The sequence below is a fragment of the Persicimonas caeni genome (genome assembly GCF_006517175.1).
Classification (GTDB): domain Bacteria; phylum Myxococcota_A; class Bradymonadia; order Bradymonadales; family Bradymonadaceae; genus Persicimonas; species Persicimonas caeni.
On the sequence record NZ_CP041186.1, the window covers coordinates 2,276,927 to 2,292,024 of the forward strand.

General features: G+C 64.6%; 10 protein-coding genes. 2 read left to right on the forward strand and 8 right to left on the reverse strand.

Features of this window, described 5'->3' with window-relative positions; genetic code table 11:
* Positions 1–8: 8 nt before the first annotated feature.
* The 7 genes from FIV42_RS08470 to FIV42_RS08500 form a co-directional block, all read right to left on the reverse strand.
* Complete coding sequence (locus FIV42_RS08470) at positions 9–1,220, reverse strand: PEGA domain-containing protein (protein ID WP_168210503.1); 1,212 nt, start codon at positions 1,218–1,220, stop codon at positions 9–11.
* 107 nt (positions 1,221–1,327) lie between these two features.
* A complete protein-coding gene (locus tag FIV42_RS08475; protein ID WP_141197256.1) occupies positions 1,328–2,038 on the reverse strand; it encodes a hypothetical protein in 711 nt (236 codons plus the stop codon).
* A 5-nt stretch (positions 2,039–2,043) separates the two neighbouring features.
* Positions 2,044–6,777 (reverse strand): pilus assembly protein, encoded by a 4,734-nt coding sequence (locus FIV42_RS08480; protein ID WP_141197257.1) that lies wholly within the window; start codon positions 6,775–6,777, stop codon positions 2,044–2,046.
* Position 6,778: 1 nt separating this feature from the next.
* On the reverse strand, positions 6,779–7,435 hold the full coding sequence (locus FIV42_RS08485; protein WP_141197258.1) for a hypothetical protein: 657 nt from the start codon (positions 7,433–7,435) through the stop codon (positions 6,779–6,781).
* A 14-nt stretch (positions 7,436–7,449) separates the two neighbouring features.
* Positions 7,450–8,904 (reverse strand): PilW family protein, encoded by a 1,455-nt coding sequence (locus FIV42_RS08490; protein ID WP_141197259.1) that lies wholly within the window; start codon positions 8,902–8,904, stop codon positions 7,450–7,452.
* A gap of 8 nt (positions 8,905–8,912) precedes the next feature.
* Positions 8,913–9,569 carry a type IV pilus modification protein PilV gene (pilV, locus tag FIV42_RS08495; RefSeq protein WP_141197260.1) on the reverse strand — a complete coding sequence of 219 codons (657 nt, stop codon included), beginning with the start codon at positions 9,567–9,569 and terminating at the stop codon, positions 8,913–8,915.
* Positions 9,569–10,333: a pilus assembly FimT family protein gene (locus tag FIV42_RS08500; RefSeq protein WP_141197261.1), complete on the reverse strand. Its 765-nt coding sequence runs from the start codon at positions 10,331–10,333 to the stop codon at positions 9,569–9,571. Before FIV42_RS08500 ends, pilV begins: the two co-directional genes overlap by 1 nt.
* A 285-nt stretch (positions 10,334–10,618) precedes the next feature.
* On the opposite strand from FIV42_RS08500, the gene FIV42_RS08505 reads away from it, so the two are divergent.
* Together FIV42_RS08505 and FIV42_RS08510 are read left to right on the forward strand one after the other, a co-directional pair.
* Positions 10,619–12,088, forward strand: coding sequence for a hypothetical protein (locus FIV42_RS08505; protein WP_141197262.1), 1,470 nt, complete (start codon positions 10,619–10,621; stop codon positions 12,086–12,088).
* Positions 12,085–12,807 (forward strand): cytochrome c3 family protein, encoded by a 723-nt coding sequence (locus FIV42_RS08510; RefSeq protein ID WP_141197263.1) that lies wholly within the window; start codon positions 12,085–12,087, stop codon positions 12,805–12,807. The genes FIV42_RS08505 and FIV42_RS08510 overlap by 4 nt, the downstream gene beginning before the upstream one ends.
* Before the next feature lie 311 nt (positions 12,808–13,118).
* Here FIV42_RS08510 and FIV42_RS08515 read toward each other — a convergent pair whose 3' ends face one another.
* Positions 13,119–14,999 carry a S1 RNA-binding domain-containing protein gene (locus tag FIV42_RS08515; RefSeq protein ID WP_141197264.1) on the reverse strand — a complete coding sequence of 627 codons (1,881 nt, stop codon included), beginning with the start codon at positions 14,997–14,999 and terminating at the stop codon, positions 13,119–13,121.
* Positions 15,000–15,098: the final 99 nt, after the last annotated feature.

Sequence of the window (15,098 nt, forward strand, 5' to 3'; positions counted from 1 at the left end):
GGATTGCGCTACCAACTGAAGAGCGCCGAGACGCCCCGGGGCGAGACGCTGACGTCCCAGTTGCGCTCGTCGGCGAGCGGGTCGTCGGCCTCGGCGCCGTCGACGAAGAGCCAGACGGTGCCGGCGACGACGCTGACCGCCCCCACGCCCAGCAACACGCGGTGGGCGAGCTCGTAGCTCTCGCCGGTGTCGATGATTTCTTGGCGGTCGGAGATGTAGGCGTCGCGGCTCATCTGGAAGCGCTGGGCGTCGTGGTCGGCCAGCTCGTCTTCCTGGCCCTTCATCAACAGGGCCATCGCCCCGCTGCCGGCCAGGGCCACACCGCCCACGCCGATGGCGCTCCAGGCGCCCCAATTGGGCCCGCCGCCACCGCCGGTGACCGGCGGCTTGGACGAGTCGCCCATGCCCGACGAATCACCCAGGCCCGACGAGTCGTCGACCTTAACGCCGGTGTCGCCCTCTTGTGTTCCCTCACCCGCTTCTTTCTGAGCCACCGCCTCGGGTTGCTTCGTCTCGTTGAGCGGCGCCCACAGCCGGATGTCGGCCCCTTCGGTCAGCTCGATGCTCACCTTCCAGGTGTCGTAGCCCTCTTGAGAGACTTCGACCGAGTAGTTCCCCGGCGGCAGCCCCTTTCGCTCGACCGGGGCGTTGCCGATCATCGTGTCGTTGACGCGCACTTCGGCGCCCTCGACGTTCGAGCCGATCTGCAGCCGTGTCCCCTCGGTTGCCTGATCGGGGGCGAACATCGACTGGATCTGCTTGCGAAAGGCGATGACCGGGTCGTCCTTGTTGACGATGGTGCGCACCAGGCGCTGTTCGACCTTGGAGGTGTCGGCGTCGAAGACTTCGATGGTGACCGTATGGGCCTGCTCGACCTTCTCGACACGCCCATAGATGAGCACGCGCGCCTCGAGTTGGTCGGCGGCCTGCTTCAAACACGTAGGGTTGTTGGTGTCGCAGCCGAGCACGACCACGATCTCGGACAGGTTGATCGGCGACTGGTTGACGATGTCGTAGTCGCTGTATTGCTGCGCCTCGTTACGCAACACCGAGGTGAGCGTCTCGAGCAACTTTTGGTCGACGCCCTCCCCTTCGAGGTTGAGCACGGCCACATTGATCGACTCTCCTGTGTCCTGCGCGTGAGCCATGGGCACGGCCGCGAAGAGGGTCACCAGGAGGGCGAGCAGCGTGCGTACAAGGGAGACTGCAGTTGTATTCATGATAACTGCCCGAGGTGCGAGCGGGGTACGAATCGTCCTCGGAGTATATGAGGGCGCCGCAGGGAAGTAAAGAAATGCAGGCGGCGCCCGGCTCGGGCCACGAAGACCTACTGGAGGACCCATTCACCGTAGGGCCGCCCGAAATTCGAGCGCAAGTGTTCTTTGTGGAGAGGGCTGCCGGGAGGCGGCGTATACGGCTCGCCCCAACGTGCGCCGGGGGCGAGAAGTTCGCCGTCGGAGGTGCGATCCATGACCGGCTCGCCGGGCTTGCGTTTGCTGAGCGGCTTGACCTTGGGGGCGGCTTTGGTCTTGGCCGACGCCTGCTTGGCGTTGGCCGCGTCGTCGGCGCCGTCAGCGGCTTCATCCGGCGTGGGCGCGGGCATGTAGACCACGAAGCTGTAGGGGCCGTAGGGGTAGGCGTAGACCTGCGGCATGAACTCGCGCAGCCCCACGGCGCGCACCTGGTCGCCCGGGCGCAGCACTTCGTAGTCGGTCAGCCGGGTTTTGAAGAAGGCTTCGATTTCGTCGAGGGACATGCGCGTCTTGACGCGAATCTCGTCGCCGTGCTCCTCGATACCGCGCACGCTGGGAGGCAGCGGCAGGCCAAAGGCGCTGCGCATGCGCTCCATGGTGTCGGTTTCTTGCGACGAGGCGTCCTCTTTGGCGGCCTGCTCCTCTTTGGGAGCCGACTTCTCGGCCTCCTCGTCACCACACCCGCCGCAGCCCACAGGTCCGGCGGCGAGCACGCTCAAGCCCATCGCCAGCCACAGGGCGTGGCGACGGGCCGAGCGGGTCCAATCGAATGATGCGAAATTCATGAGACTCAATTGTCGATGACCGCCCAGCTAAGTGGGATATGCTGACTCTCGAGCGCGTCGAGTTGCTGCTCGATAGCGTGCAACTCGCCGGTGTCGCCGGCGTCGAAGGTGTCGCTGCCGGTCTCCGACATCGCCCCCGAGCTCGACTGCGCGATGAGCGTGGGTTGCTTGGACTGTTGCTGGACTTTGCCGCCGGTGGCGCTGCCGGGGTTCGCCACGCAGCTCGCCCCCAGGGTGATCGTCAGGCCGCGCACGACCACCGGCTCGGTGAGGTTGGCAGTGTTCGACGGCTCGTAAGCCAGACGCGCCGAGGTGGTGCCGCCCACGCCGTTGGTGCCGCTGGGCAGGTCGGCGTCGGTCCACAGGCCCTTGGGTCCTTTGGAGCCGTCGCCTTCGAAGTCGAGCGCGTAGATGCGCGACCAACCGGCTTGGCAACGATCGCTGGTCGGCTCGACGAAGCTGGTGAAGTACAGGCCTTTGTTGAAGACCACCGCCTCACTGGTCAGCTTCTCGATCTGGGCGTCCGTCTCGTCTTGGAACTCGTGGCTCCAAAGGTGGGTGCCTTCGGCCACGGCCTCGTAGTCGCCGTTATTCTCGACCGTCGAGATCTCCTCGCGCACCGCGATCATCATCTGCTTGGTACCGGTGCTGCTCAAATCACCGCGCTCGCCGAGTCCGTAGAAGACCAGCAGGTCGTTACCCACGTCGGTGGTGCCCAGCGCCAGCGCCGGCTTGTAGGCCGCCGGGCCGAAGATGGGCCGGTCGTTCTCGTCCATCTGCTTGTACTTGTCGATGTCGACGCGCGGGTCGAAGAACAGCTCGACCGACCAATCCTCGGGGTCGTCGTTCGAAAGGTCGATGCGATACAGACGCCCGGCGCCGTCGCCCACGAAGCCGCGGGTGGCCAGGCTGCCGGGCTTGGCGTTGTAGAGCGCCGGCGAGCCGGTGATCGGATGCTGGAAGCGCTTCTCGACCGGCGAGCCGCTCTCGTTGTCGATATACGACACGAAGCGTCGCAGCAGGGTGCCCGTCTGCAGGTCGACCACGTAGATGGCGCGGCCCACGCGCTGCTCGGCGTCACAGTCCGTGCCGAATTCACCGTACGCACCACCGCTGATCACGGCGACCGGGCGACGAAGGCGCGGGCGGGTGTCGGCGTTGGGGAAGGTCGCGTGCAGCGCGATGGTGCCGATGGCGGCCTTGCCGACACTGGCGCCCAAAAACGGCTGGTCCCAGAAGTACTCGTTGACGCCGTCGCTGTCTCGGTCGTCGCTGCGGTCGTCGTCACACTCGGCGATGAACCCGCCGCTTGTGCCGTCACGCAGGCTCGACTCGCTCGGGTAGACCAGCTCGTCGCGGCCGGCGTCCGACAGGGTCTTGACCTGGCCGCGCTCCCAGTTGGAGTCGAACTCCCACAGCGGAATCGGGTCCGGCGCCTCGATCTTGAGGCTGTTGGTCGACTCGACGAATTTGCCGCCCGGGCGGGTCACGTCGACGGCGAAGTAGCCGGCGCCGGCCTCCCCCAAGCCCTGCACGAGCACGGTGCGCCACTGGTCGGCAGGCTCGACGGTGCAGCTCGAGCCGGTGCATCGGCACGCCTGGCGGTTCAGGTTGTAGTCCTGCGAGCCGTGGCACAGACGCACGTCCTTGACGCTGGGGGTGCCGTCCATCAGGTAGGGCTGCTGGCCTTTGAAGAGGGCGAGCTTCTTGTGGAGCATCTGCGGGATATAGGCCCACGCCTCGCGCTGCTCGGGCATCGAGCCGTTCGTGCCATCCTTCTTCATGATCTGGGTGTCGGCCGTCGCCGGATCTTCGTCGAGCTCACCCGAGTAGATGCCGTGGAGCAAACCGTCGGTGGTGGCCACGTAGATCATGCTGGGGCGATCGGCGAACTGCGCTTTGTAGGCGCGGTAGCTGTCGATAGGCAGGTCCAGATTCGGCGGCTCGACGGCGACCGGCGACGAGTTGAGGATGGCGCCAAACGCCCGCCCCTCGCCGTTGGTGAGGTCGTACTCTTTGGCCTCCGCACGGCCGCGCACCTCGTGGATGAGCTGTTTGAGGTCTGTCTCGTCGAGAGCGTTGAAATAGTCGAGCAGCTCGATGTCCGGGTCGACGTCGGCGTTGAGGTTGGCGATGACCTGCTCGAATTCATCGAATTCGAAGGGCACGCGCCCGGTGAGCAGCTGGTCGGGATCGAAGCCCAGGTAGGTGCTGTCTCCGTTGGAGTCGCGGAACTGGTCTTCGTCGCCCGACTCGAGGTCCATGCCGAACCAGAAGCGGTGGCGCTCGAAGTCGATGGAGCTGGCCGTGTCGAGGTTGCCGGCCAGACGTGTGTTGTAGTCGAACGAATCGTGGGTGGCGAACGAGGTGAAGATGCGTCGCCGGTCATTGGTGACCGTACCCGTGTCGTAGATGCCGTCGCTGGCGTCCGGATCGCCCACCGAGCCGGCCAGTTGGTTGATCTGGTCGTGGATGGTGGTCTCGGACTTGTCGATGGAGGCGCTGGCGGTGCACACGTTGTTCTGACGATACAGAAGACCGCGCCAGAAGATCTCGCCGTTGTCGACGCCCACACCCGAGAAGAAGCGGTACTGACCGCCGTAGGTGTTGTCGTCGTCGAGGCGGTTGACGAAGGTCGGGCGGGTGCGCGACTGCAGGCCACCGCCGACGATGTCGTTGAACAGAAGCTGCAGGGCGTCGGCAGTGTAGCGTACCAGGTTGACGTCGGGATCGTCGGTCGAAAGGATCAGCGCCGGGTAGCGGCACTTGACGGTGTCGCCGTCGGGCTTGATGTACTCGTAGGCCCCGCCGGTATTGTTCTCGCGCAGGTCCATATACTCACCCTGGCGCGCATCCAAGCAGGCGCGCACCGACGGGTCACAACTGCCCTGGGTGCCGTCGTACATCGTCTCGCCGTCCGGGACCCAATTCGACCCCAGGTAGTACTCGGCGCAGGTGCGGCCTTCGACGGCCATCGCGGCGAGCTTTTGAACCACGCGGTCCTCGAGCGTCTCGAGGTCGGCGTTGGGGTCACCGTCGTCGTCGACCTGGCCGACCTGGCCGACCACGTGCACGCGCGGGTTGTACTTGCAGGCATCTTCATACGAGGACGCCGTCGAATCCCACGAGCCGACCAGGTACGAGTCGGGATACGGCGGGCTGCTCGTGTAGCGCGGGTTGTTGACGCCGGTATGCTCGGTGTCGGTCATGAACGAGCGGATCGCCTTTTCGGTGTAGGTGTACGGATATTGTGCCGGGTCGTAGCCGAACGCCGAGCTCAGCGTGTTCGTGCCTACGTCGACACCACCGGGAAGCTCGGGCTCCGGGTTGCCGTCGGTGAGCATGATCACGTGCTTCGGACGGCAGTTTTTGTACGAGTCCTCGATGATCGGGCTGTCGTCGCTCAGCTTTCCCTTACGCCCGTGGGCGAAGTAGTGGTGGATGTCGTACATCGCTGCGGCCAGCGGCGTGGCGCGCGCGATGGGCTGGCGGCCGAGGGTGTATTTGTCGACGAACTTGTCGAGATCGTCGGAGAACTGCACGCCCAGCGCATCGTTGAGCGCACCGCTGAGGAGCCCCTCATCGTCGGCCTTCTTGGGCTCGAGCTTCATGTCCTCGTCGTCGCGCAAGTATCCGGCGTCGATCAAGGCGTATTGCACGTAGCTCGAGATCTGGCCGGCGATGCTCGTCGACATCTCCAGGGACTTGGGCCCGATCATCTGAAAGACGCCCAAGTTGTAGTTGAACTTGTCTGGCTCGCCGGCCTTGTCGGGCTCACCCTTGCCTTCGGTGACCCCGGCGAAGGTGTCGTCCTCCTTCATCGGATCCTGGAGGTGGTCGGCGCCCGACGAGCCCTTCCAATCCTTCCAAGCGTCATCCTCGCGGTCCTTGTAGCCGTCGAACATCGCCACGGCGAAGATGGCGTTACCGGCGACCGTGTCCATCAGGCCGTTGGGCACCTGGCCGTCGAAGACCTCCTGGAAGTGCGGGCGCGGCTCGGAGTAGTCGGGGAACTTGTCGAATTTGTTGTAGTCGCTCGACGCCAGATCGTCGCACAGGTCGCCGGTCTGAGCCGTGGCGTTGCGCTGGCGCGGCACCAACCAGCAGCCCGGCGCGTCGACGTTGGGGTTGAGGTCGCCGATCGAGCGGGTGTCGCCGTCGTAGCGAAGCACCATCTCTCCGGACAGAATCTCCTTGAGGCTGACGTGGCGCGGCTGGCTTTTGTTCTGCAGACGGGGGCCGACGCCGGTGGCATCACCGCGCATCGCCTCGATGCGGTTGTTGATGGTCGCGTCCGAGTAGTTGTCGCTCCAATCCGAACCAGTCTGCCAACCGGGACGGTCGTAGTCGGAGCAGTCGGCCTTCCAGACGTAGCAGGGCCCGTAGCGCTCGGTGTCGAGCAGCGACTTGCCGGCTTTCCACTCCGGGGCGCCGTCGTTGTTGTTGGGGTACTGCTCGTCGCCCTCGTCGGTCCATTCCATGCTCGCCGAGGTGTCCATCAAGATCATGATGAACGGCTTTTGCGACGCTCCCGTCGACTGGGCGTAGGCGGTGGTGCTCACGGTGCCGAAAAGCGCCGTCAGCGCGGCCACCGTCAGGGCGCGACGTCCAAATGTTGCGAACGCGGTAGGGCTGAGCATGGGGATCCTCACACGATTGCCGGAGCTATCAAAAATCCATCGTCGGTTGGCCATCTTGTCCTGCTCCATCTGATCGGGCTCCATCTTATTGGACTCCATCTTATTGAGCTCCACATTCGATGGGACCGATATACGTTTCGATCGCGGTGCGCTTGTCGGCGACCATGCCCGAGCCGCTCCAGTCGTGCGAGGGCTCGCCGACCAGCCCGCGGCTGACCACGGTGATCTTCTTGAAGCAGTAATTCTCGCCGTAACCCGCTGCCGGCGGCCCGTCCATCGGGTCGCGCAGCACGACCTCGAACTGCGAGCTCGACTCGCGGGCTTCGAACGACTTCTTGGAGCCGTTGGTCAGCAGGCCGGTCTCGCCGGTGATCGCGGTGACGTTCGGAAAGACCTTGTCGCCGCTGCCCGCCTTCTGCTTCAGGTGCAGATAGGCGCCGCGACGCGCCTCGGCTTGGCGCGCATTGGCGCTGGACAACTGCGACAGGTTGGTCACCTGCGGGCTCTGCATCATCGCCCAAAAGCCGCTGGCGTCTTTGCCGGCCATGTAAGCGGTGTAGCCGCTGGCCGCTTCGGCCAGGCCGGTGGCCTGGGCGCGCACGCGGTATGCCCCCGACTGCTGCAGGCTGGCGCGCGTGTCACGCATCGCCAGCATGCCCAGACCGGTGAGCACCAGGAGCACGAGCATCGTCAAGATCAGCGCGCTGCCCTGCTGCTGGGCGAGCCACTTTCGAGTCGTTGTGCGGTTCGTATTCATCGGAAACTCGGCTCCTAGTAGACGACGTTGCGCATCGAGAAGGTCGCCAGCTCGACATCACTCTGGACGGTCACCACGCGAGCGGCTCCCTCGGCGTCGGGGTTGACGTCGAAGTAGCGCATCGACATCTCCTTGTTGACCGTACCCGTCGAGTCCATGAAGAAGGCTTTGATATTGTCCGGGGCGTCTTTGCGCTCGTACTTGGTGCGCACCGACAGGCGAATGTGGGCCATGCGCGCCTCGCCGAATTCGCCGGTGTTCGGGTCCATGCACGCGCCTCCGCCCGGGTTGGCCCACTCGGTCAGCCAGGCCGCACCGGCCAACTCGCCCTGAGCGTTGCCGGCACAGTCGAACCAGACCTGGAAGTCGACCACGCGGTCGGCAATGACGACCTTGTCGCCGGTGGCGAGGCCCTCCAGCTTGGTCGTGGTGATGGCGTTGGGGTTGGTCGCCAACTCGCTGGCGATGCCGTCGCCGTTGAGTCGCTCGCGCACCAGGCGGAAGTTGAGCGGGTCACGCGGGTCACTCTCGACATGGTACCAGTACACGTCGATGAGCGCGGCGTCGTAGCCGATATCCTGATTGTCCTCGGTCTGACGCTGCAGCCCCACGGCGTGGTCGGCGCCGGCGCTGTCGTCGGCCTCGTTGTTACGCACCAACAGGTTGGTGGTGAATTCGATGGGAATCCCACCGAGCGACGCCGCCGGGATGGCCGTATCCGAGTAGGTCGGCACCGGATCGGCGGCGATGCCGCTGACCTGGCTGTTGCCCTCACGGTCCATCACGCGGATGAGCCGGTCGGACAGGTCGTTGGTCAGCACCGCCGAGGCCTCGCTCAATTTGAGAGCGTCACCGCCGGCGTCGGCCGAGTCATCGGGCACGATGCCCTGCGGCAGGCCGGGGTCGGTGTGAAACGGATTGTTGACCAGCAGCTTGAACATCCCGCGCTCGTTGGCCGGGATGGTCGCCCCTTTGACCCGCTCGTTGCCGGAGTTGAACGTCAACGAGGTGATCTCGAAGCTCTGCGGAAAGTCGATGGCGCCCATGACGATGAACCCGTCGTACCCCACCGCCGGCACCGAGCCTGACACCGCGGAGTCGGTGTGAGCCGCGTCCAAGCCATGGGTGGTCAGCAGAGTGTGGTCGTTCTGCCAGCCGTTGTAGCTGGCCACCCCGGCCAGGCGCACCGAGCTGGAGCCGGCGTTGTTCACCGACGGATACCAGCGGTCGCCCTGGGAGTCCGGGCTGCCGAACGAGCCGGCGTTGCGCACCTCGGCCGACAGCCGCTCCATGGCAAACCGAGTACGGTCGAGGGTGTCGGCCAAGCTATCCGCCTCTTTGAGCGTGTCGGAGGTCGAGGCGAAGAGCGAGAAAATCACCCCGACGATCAACCCCAGCAGGGTCACCGCCACCATCAACTCGACCAGCGTAAAGCCACGGCGCAACAATTTGGGCAAACGAATCTTCATAGGGAGCCTCACAGGTAACCGCGCCGGTAAATATGCGAGCCGAAAAACTGGACCTTGTAGCCTTCCATCTGCAGCGAATTGTTGTCCAGCGGGTCCATCGACGCATCGAGTTTGGCGGCGGCGTACTGCGGACACTGCGTGGCCGGCGGCGCATTATTCGAAGCCGGGAAGGCCTTGTTCGCCGACGGAAAGACCACCGCGATCTGGACGGTGAAGACGTCACCCGCCTCCAAGTATCCGCCGCGGGCATAAGCGCAGTAGCGCGTGGTGCCGGTGGTGGTCAGCCGGGGGTCGACCGGGTTGGCAAATAGCCGCGTCCACGAAGTCCATCCACCGCCGTCGACCGCCGCTAGCACCGGCGAGGAGATGAATGCCGTGCCGTTGAAGGCGGGGGTGTCCACGTCGTTGGCGATCGTACCGCCGCGCCACTGGCCCGACTCGGCGCGCATCACGTCGAAGATGCGCTTCGCGATATCAGACGCATTGGAGTTGTCGCGCGAGATCATGGCGCTTCCCATCGAGCTGAACTGCATCTGCAGGATGGCCATGATGCCGATCGCCAGAATCAGCATCGCAATCAACAGCTCGACCAGAGTAAAGCCGGCGCGTGTGCGACGGCCCGTCGAGCGGTTGGGAGACTGGGTTTGGACTCGTGTCGTTTTCATCACTGGATGACCGAGACGGCGCCGTTGTAGGGAACGTGAATGCTATAAAAGTTGGTCAGGTCGCGCCCATCCTTTTGGGCTTGGCGTTTGGTCGCGTCCTCGGTGGCCTCGTTCACGCACTTGTCGAGCGCCGGGGCGGTACCTCCGAGCGGGTTGGACGTCAGGCCGGTGTCGCCCGGCTCGCCCAGTCGCACGTAGATGCGCGTGTTGATCGCGTCACAATCGGACTCGAAGGGGGTGCCCGCCTGGCTCAGCACACGGCCGCTGGGCGAGAAGCACAGCGTCAGCGTATTGCCCGCCGGAGCAGGCGTGGCGTCGAAGCCGCTGATCAGCATGTCGGGATGCTTGTCGGCGAAGTCGAGCTCGGCGACCTGCACCTTGGTCAGCGCGTTGGTCTGCGTGCAGCTCAACGCGAAGCAGTCGGTGTTGTGCGGGTCGTAGTTGGCGTTGGTGGGGTCGCACTCGGCGGCCCCGCTGTTGGTGGTGCGGTAGAGCACCACCTCGCCCGCATCTCCACTGCCCTCTTTGGTCACTTCCACCAGCAGCGCTTCGCCGCGGCTCATCGCCTGGTTGCGCGCAGCGCGAATGATATTGGCCACGTCGCGCGCGGCCGATTGGCCTTTGGCGCGGCGCATATAGGTCATCACACTCGGAGCCAGAAAGCCGGCCAAGATGGCAATGATCGACACCGCGATCATCAACTCGGTCAGCGTAAAGCCCCGCGGGTCACGCCAAATTTGGTTGTTGGGCAGTCTTGATTTCATCGCAATCGACTCGCGCTCCGCAGATAGAGTTTCAGTCTGACCATATTTTAGCAGCAAGAATCACACCAACCGCACAGCCAGTAAGATCACGTCAGCATCGGCACTGAGTCATGGTACCCCGTTTGATGCACTATGAAAACTTTTCATAGTCATGAAAAAGGTTCGCACTGCAGCCGACTACTGCGGTCGTTGGGTCGTGGGGCTTGGGGGCTTGGAGGGTTGGGTGGGTGTGGAGTAAAACGGGGGGTGAGCGGAGAATGGTGTTCGTTTGGTGGAGATCGGTGCGTGTCGTCTTTTTGTGGCTCGATTGCAGTCCGACGCTTGTTGGTGGGCTGTGCGGTGCTTGCCTGGGGGCTGTTGGGTCCCGGCGAGGCGGGTGTGTCGAGTGCGCAGGCGGCGAATTACCGGGTTCGGTCGATCACGATTGGGCGTGCGACCCAGTATTTTCGTTCCGATCAGACGATCAGCGCGCCGCGTATCTTTACGCAGGGGTTGAGCGTCTGGGGCTATGACCTGCTCGATGACCGCACCGGCTCGCTCAACCTGCACGTGTCCATCCGGTACAACACCGACTTTTCACTGACGCGCGTCGAGCGCGACAACCCCTACTTTGGCGACCAGTGGAACGAGTTGAGCCTCGATCTGGCTTACCTCGACTGGCGGCCCTACGACTCCTTGCAGGTTCGCTTCGGCCGCCAGTGGAGCCAGGGCGCGCTGGGCGTGCGTGATTTCGACGGCGCGCTGGCCGCCTGGCGGCCCAGGGTGGGGCCAAACACTCACGCGCGCCTGGAGGTCTACGGCGGCCACGATATTCAGACCGCCTTCGGCGAGTTCGACGCTGCCCAGTGGGATGTGCAGGGACTGCCGCCCGACGACTCCATCCTGACCGACCGACTCGACGGCTTCCACCTGCTCGGCGGCGCCAGCGGCGGCATGCAGTGGGGCGGCGACGCGAGCTTCGAGCTGAGCTACCGGCGCCGCTGGGCCGTCGGGGTCGACTCGCCGGTCGAGGGCGCCGACACCGTCGTCGGAAGTGAGCGCTTCGGCGCGGCCGCCAGCGGCTCGTTCCACCCGCGCCTGGCGGTGTCCGCCTACGGCTCGATCCACTCGATGCTCGAAGACGTCGACCGCGCCGGAGCGCAACTCAGCTGGCAGATTCCGGGCCTCGAGGGCATCGCCACCGGCGGCGTGGAGCATCGCCACCCATGGTTCGACAGCTCGAGCATCTTCAACCTCTTCGGCCCTCGGGCCTACCAGAGCGCGTTCGGCATCTATCAATTCGAAGTGGAGTCGCTTCGCACCGAGTTCGGGGTGCGCGGCTGGGGCAGGATCTATCACGGCGACGACGACGCGGTCGCCCTGGGGGTCGACGCGCAGGACGAGCGCGCGGTGGGAGGAGCTGTGAGCCAACTGAGCCGCTTGAAATGGGGCGAAAAGCCGATCAACTGGCACTCGCTGGTGAGCTACCAGACGAGCATCGACCGGGGCACCGACCAGCTCTTGGCAGACAGCCGAGTGCGCATGCCGCTGCTCGCCGACGACCTGTACGTCTCGGCGCGCGGCCTCGTTTTGGCCGCGATGACCGACAACCCCCGCTTCGACGACGAAGGCTATGCGCTGACCGGGGTGTTGGGGGTCGACCTGCCGATCTCGACGCTCGGCACGCTCAGCGCCGCGCTGGAGACGACCGGCGGCAACTTTTATCCGACGCAGACCAGCGTGTACGCGACCTTTGCAGTGGAGCACTGGCCTTGAGACGACGACGCCGACACATCAAAAAGCGGCGCCGAGCGTGGCTCCGAGGGGGCGTGCTGGCTCTCGTGCTCACCGCCCTCTTCGCTGGCTGCCAGACGCGCCAGAGCACGGTGCCGGCCGAGTTGCGCGAGGGTGAGTCGCCCGACTATCGCTCGCTGCTCGCCGACGAGCCGGCCAGGCTGCGCCCGCGCAACCACGAGGTCGGCTGGCTCGAGCGCCACGGCGTGGCCGCCCGCGCCATGTCGAGTGACTGCATGAGTTGCCACCAAGAGGAAGACTGCGCGTCGTGCCACACCGAGAATCTGGCGAAGCCACTGACGGTCCACCCACCTAATTTCGAGACGATCCACGCCATCGACGCCCACCTCGACCAGGACAACTGCACCGACTGCCACAAGGTGGAGACGTTCTGCGCGTCGTGCCACATCCGCACGCGGGTCAGCGCCATCGAGCCCAACGACCCGCCGACGCGCGTGGAGTTCCACCCACCCGGCTGGCTCAACGCCTCGTCGCCGAACAACCACGGCGTGGCCGCCCGGCGCAATATCACCGACTGCGCGAGCTGCCACCAAGAACGCGATTGCGTGACCTGTCACCAGGGCATCAATCCGCACCCGCCGCAGTTTCGCTTGAATTGTGGGAGATGGTTGGAAGCAGATCCGCGAGCATGTGTGACGTGTCATGCGGATCTGAGCGCCTTGAAGAGGCGCTGCCTCTAACATCGACGCAAATAACACCTAACATCGACGCAAATAACACCTAACATCGACGCAAATAACACCGACACAAAGGCAACATCTCCCTCCCCGTGCAAAGCATGGGGAGGGCCGGGGAGGGGCGCCCTCCTCCGCGTAGCGTAGCGAAGTGGAGGAGGATCCAGGAGGAGGAAAGTAGGCGTTCGATCAAAGAAAAGACCTCTCCCTCGGTCCCTCTCCACTACGCTTCGCTTCGTGGAAAGGGAGGCCTCTCCTTTGTCCTCTCCTTCCCTTCGCTTCGCTACGGGCGGAGAGGAAAGCTAGCTTTAGCGCGCTCACTCCCCCTTAAACTTATCCCCAAGCAAATCCCCGAGCGTACCAAACCCACCGCCGTCACCACTATCGTCGGTATACCCTCGCGAGCCCGACGACTGTGATTTCTGCGATGACTTGGACTTGCTGCTCGACGTACTCGCCGAGCGGTCGATGTCGCTCGCGCTCTTCTCGGTGAGCGCCATTTTGCGCTCGGCCGAGTCGACGTTGAGCACGCGCGCGGTCGCCTCCGAGCCGACGTCGTACTTGCGATGCGGGGTGACGCCGCTGGGCAGGTCCATCTCGCTGCGCGGGATGAGGGCGGTGATGCCCGAGTCGAGGCGCACGAACGCGCCGAAGTCCTCGACGTTCTCGACCGTGCCGGTGACCTCCATGCCGATGCTGTAGCGATCGGCGGCGGTGTCCCACGGGTCACCCTCGACAGCCTTCATGCTCAGGCTGATGCGCTGGCGGATCTGGTCGATGTCTTGGATCTGGACGGTGATCTTGTCACCCGGCGAGACGACGTCGCGCGGGTGCCGCACGTGCTCTTTCCAGCTCATCTCGGAGACGTGGACCAGCCCGTCGATGCCGGGGGCGATCTCGACGAAGGCGCCGAAGGGAGCCAGGCGAACGACCTCGCCTTCGACCTGCTGGCCGACGGCGAACTTCTTGTTCACCTCTTCCCACGGGTCGCCCTGGGTCTCCTTGATGGAGAGCCCGATGCGAAGGTCGCCCTTCTTCTCTTCGATGTTGAGGATCTTGACCTCGACGCTGTCGCCGGGGCTGACGACCTCGGAGGGCTTGTCGAAGTAGCCGTGCGCCAACTCGGAGACGTGGCACAGGCCTTCGACGCCGCCGATGTCGATGAACGCGCCGAAGTCGACCACGCGGGTCACCTTGCCCTGGACGACCTTGCCTTCTTGGAGGCTCTCGAGGGTTTCCTTGCGCTTGGCGGCGCGCTCTTCTTCGAGCAGCGCGCTGCGGCTGACGACGACGTTGCGCCCGCCCTCGGCGACCTTCTCGACGCGGAAGCGGTAGGTCGCGCCCACGTGGACCTGCGGCTCTTCGGTGTAGCCGAGCTCGATCTGGCTGATGGGGCAGAAGGCCCGGACGCCGCCGATGACGACCTCGTAGCCGCCCTTGTTGGTGTCGGCCACGCGACCCTCGATGGGCACGCCGGTGTCGTGGGCGGTCTGAATCGCCTCCATGGCGCCCTCGCGCCCGCCGAGCTTTTTGCCCAGCCGGACTTCGTCGGAGCCGACGGACAGGACGTAGAATTCCTTCTCGTCACCGACCTCGACGGTCAGCTCGCCTTCTTCGGTCTGGAAGTCCTCACGCTTGGCCACGCCCTCGAGCTTGGTGCTGCCGATCGACACGAAGACGAATTTTTCGCCAATCGCCTCGATGACGCCCTTGATGCGGTCACCGGCGGCGATGTCTGCCGACTGCGGCGCGCTCACCGAGCCTTCACCGGCCAACAGGGCCTCGAAGTCGGCCGTCGACACGTCCGGCTCCTCGACCTTGAACTCGACCTTGGGCTTATTCTTGGGACGGGGCTTCTGCTTTCCTCCCCCTTTCTTCCCCTTTCCTCCCCCTTCCTTACCCTTCTTCTCCTCTTTTTTCTCCACCGTCACAGCCCGACGCCCAGGCTTCTTTTTGCTCGCCTGTTCCTTCTGGGCGTCAGCATCGGACGAGGAGCCAAGGCCCTCCGTGGAGCGCGCAACGCGCACCTTACTGCCGGCCTGATGCTCGGTTTGGTAGTCTTTTTTGCCCTCCTGGGCCTCTTCGGCCTGAGCTTCTTCTTCGGAGGGCTTATCTTCGACGACTTCTTCGACGACTTTGACGCGCTTGCGCACGGTGTTCTTCTCTTCGTCGTTCTGTTTCGGCTTTTTGTCCGACATGATCCCTGTTTTCGGTGGGTAATCGTATAGAGACAGTGTTCTGACGGGGGAAGTGTTAGCGCAGCGGCCTATTTGCTGCAAGCCCGCCCGCAATAGATC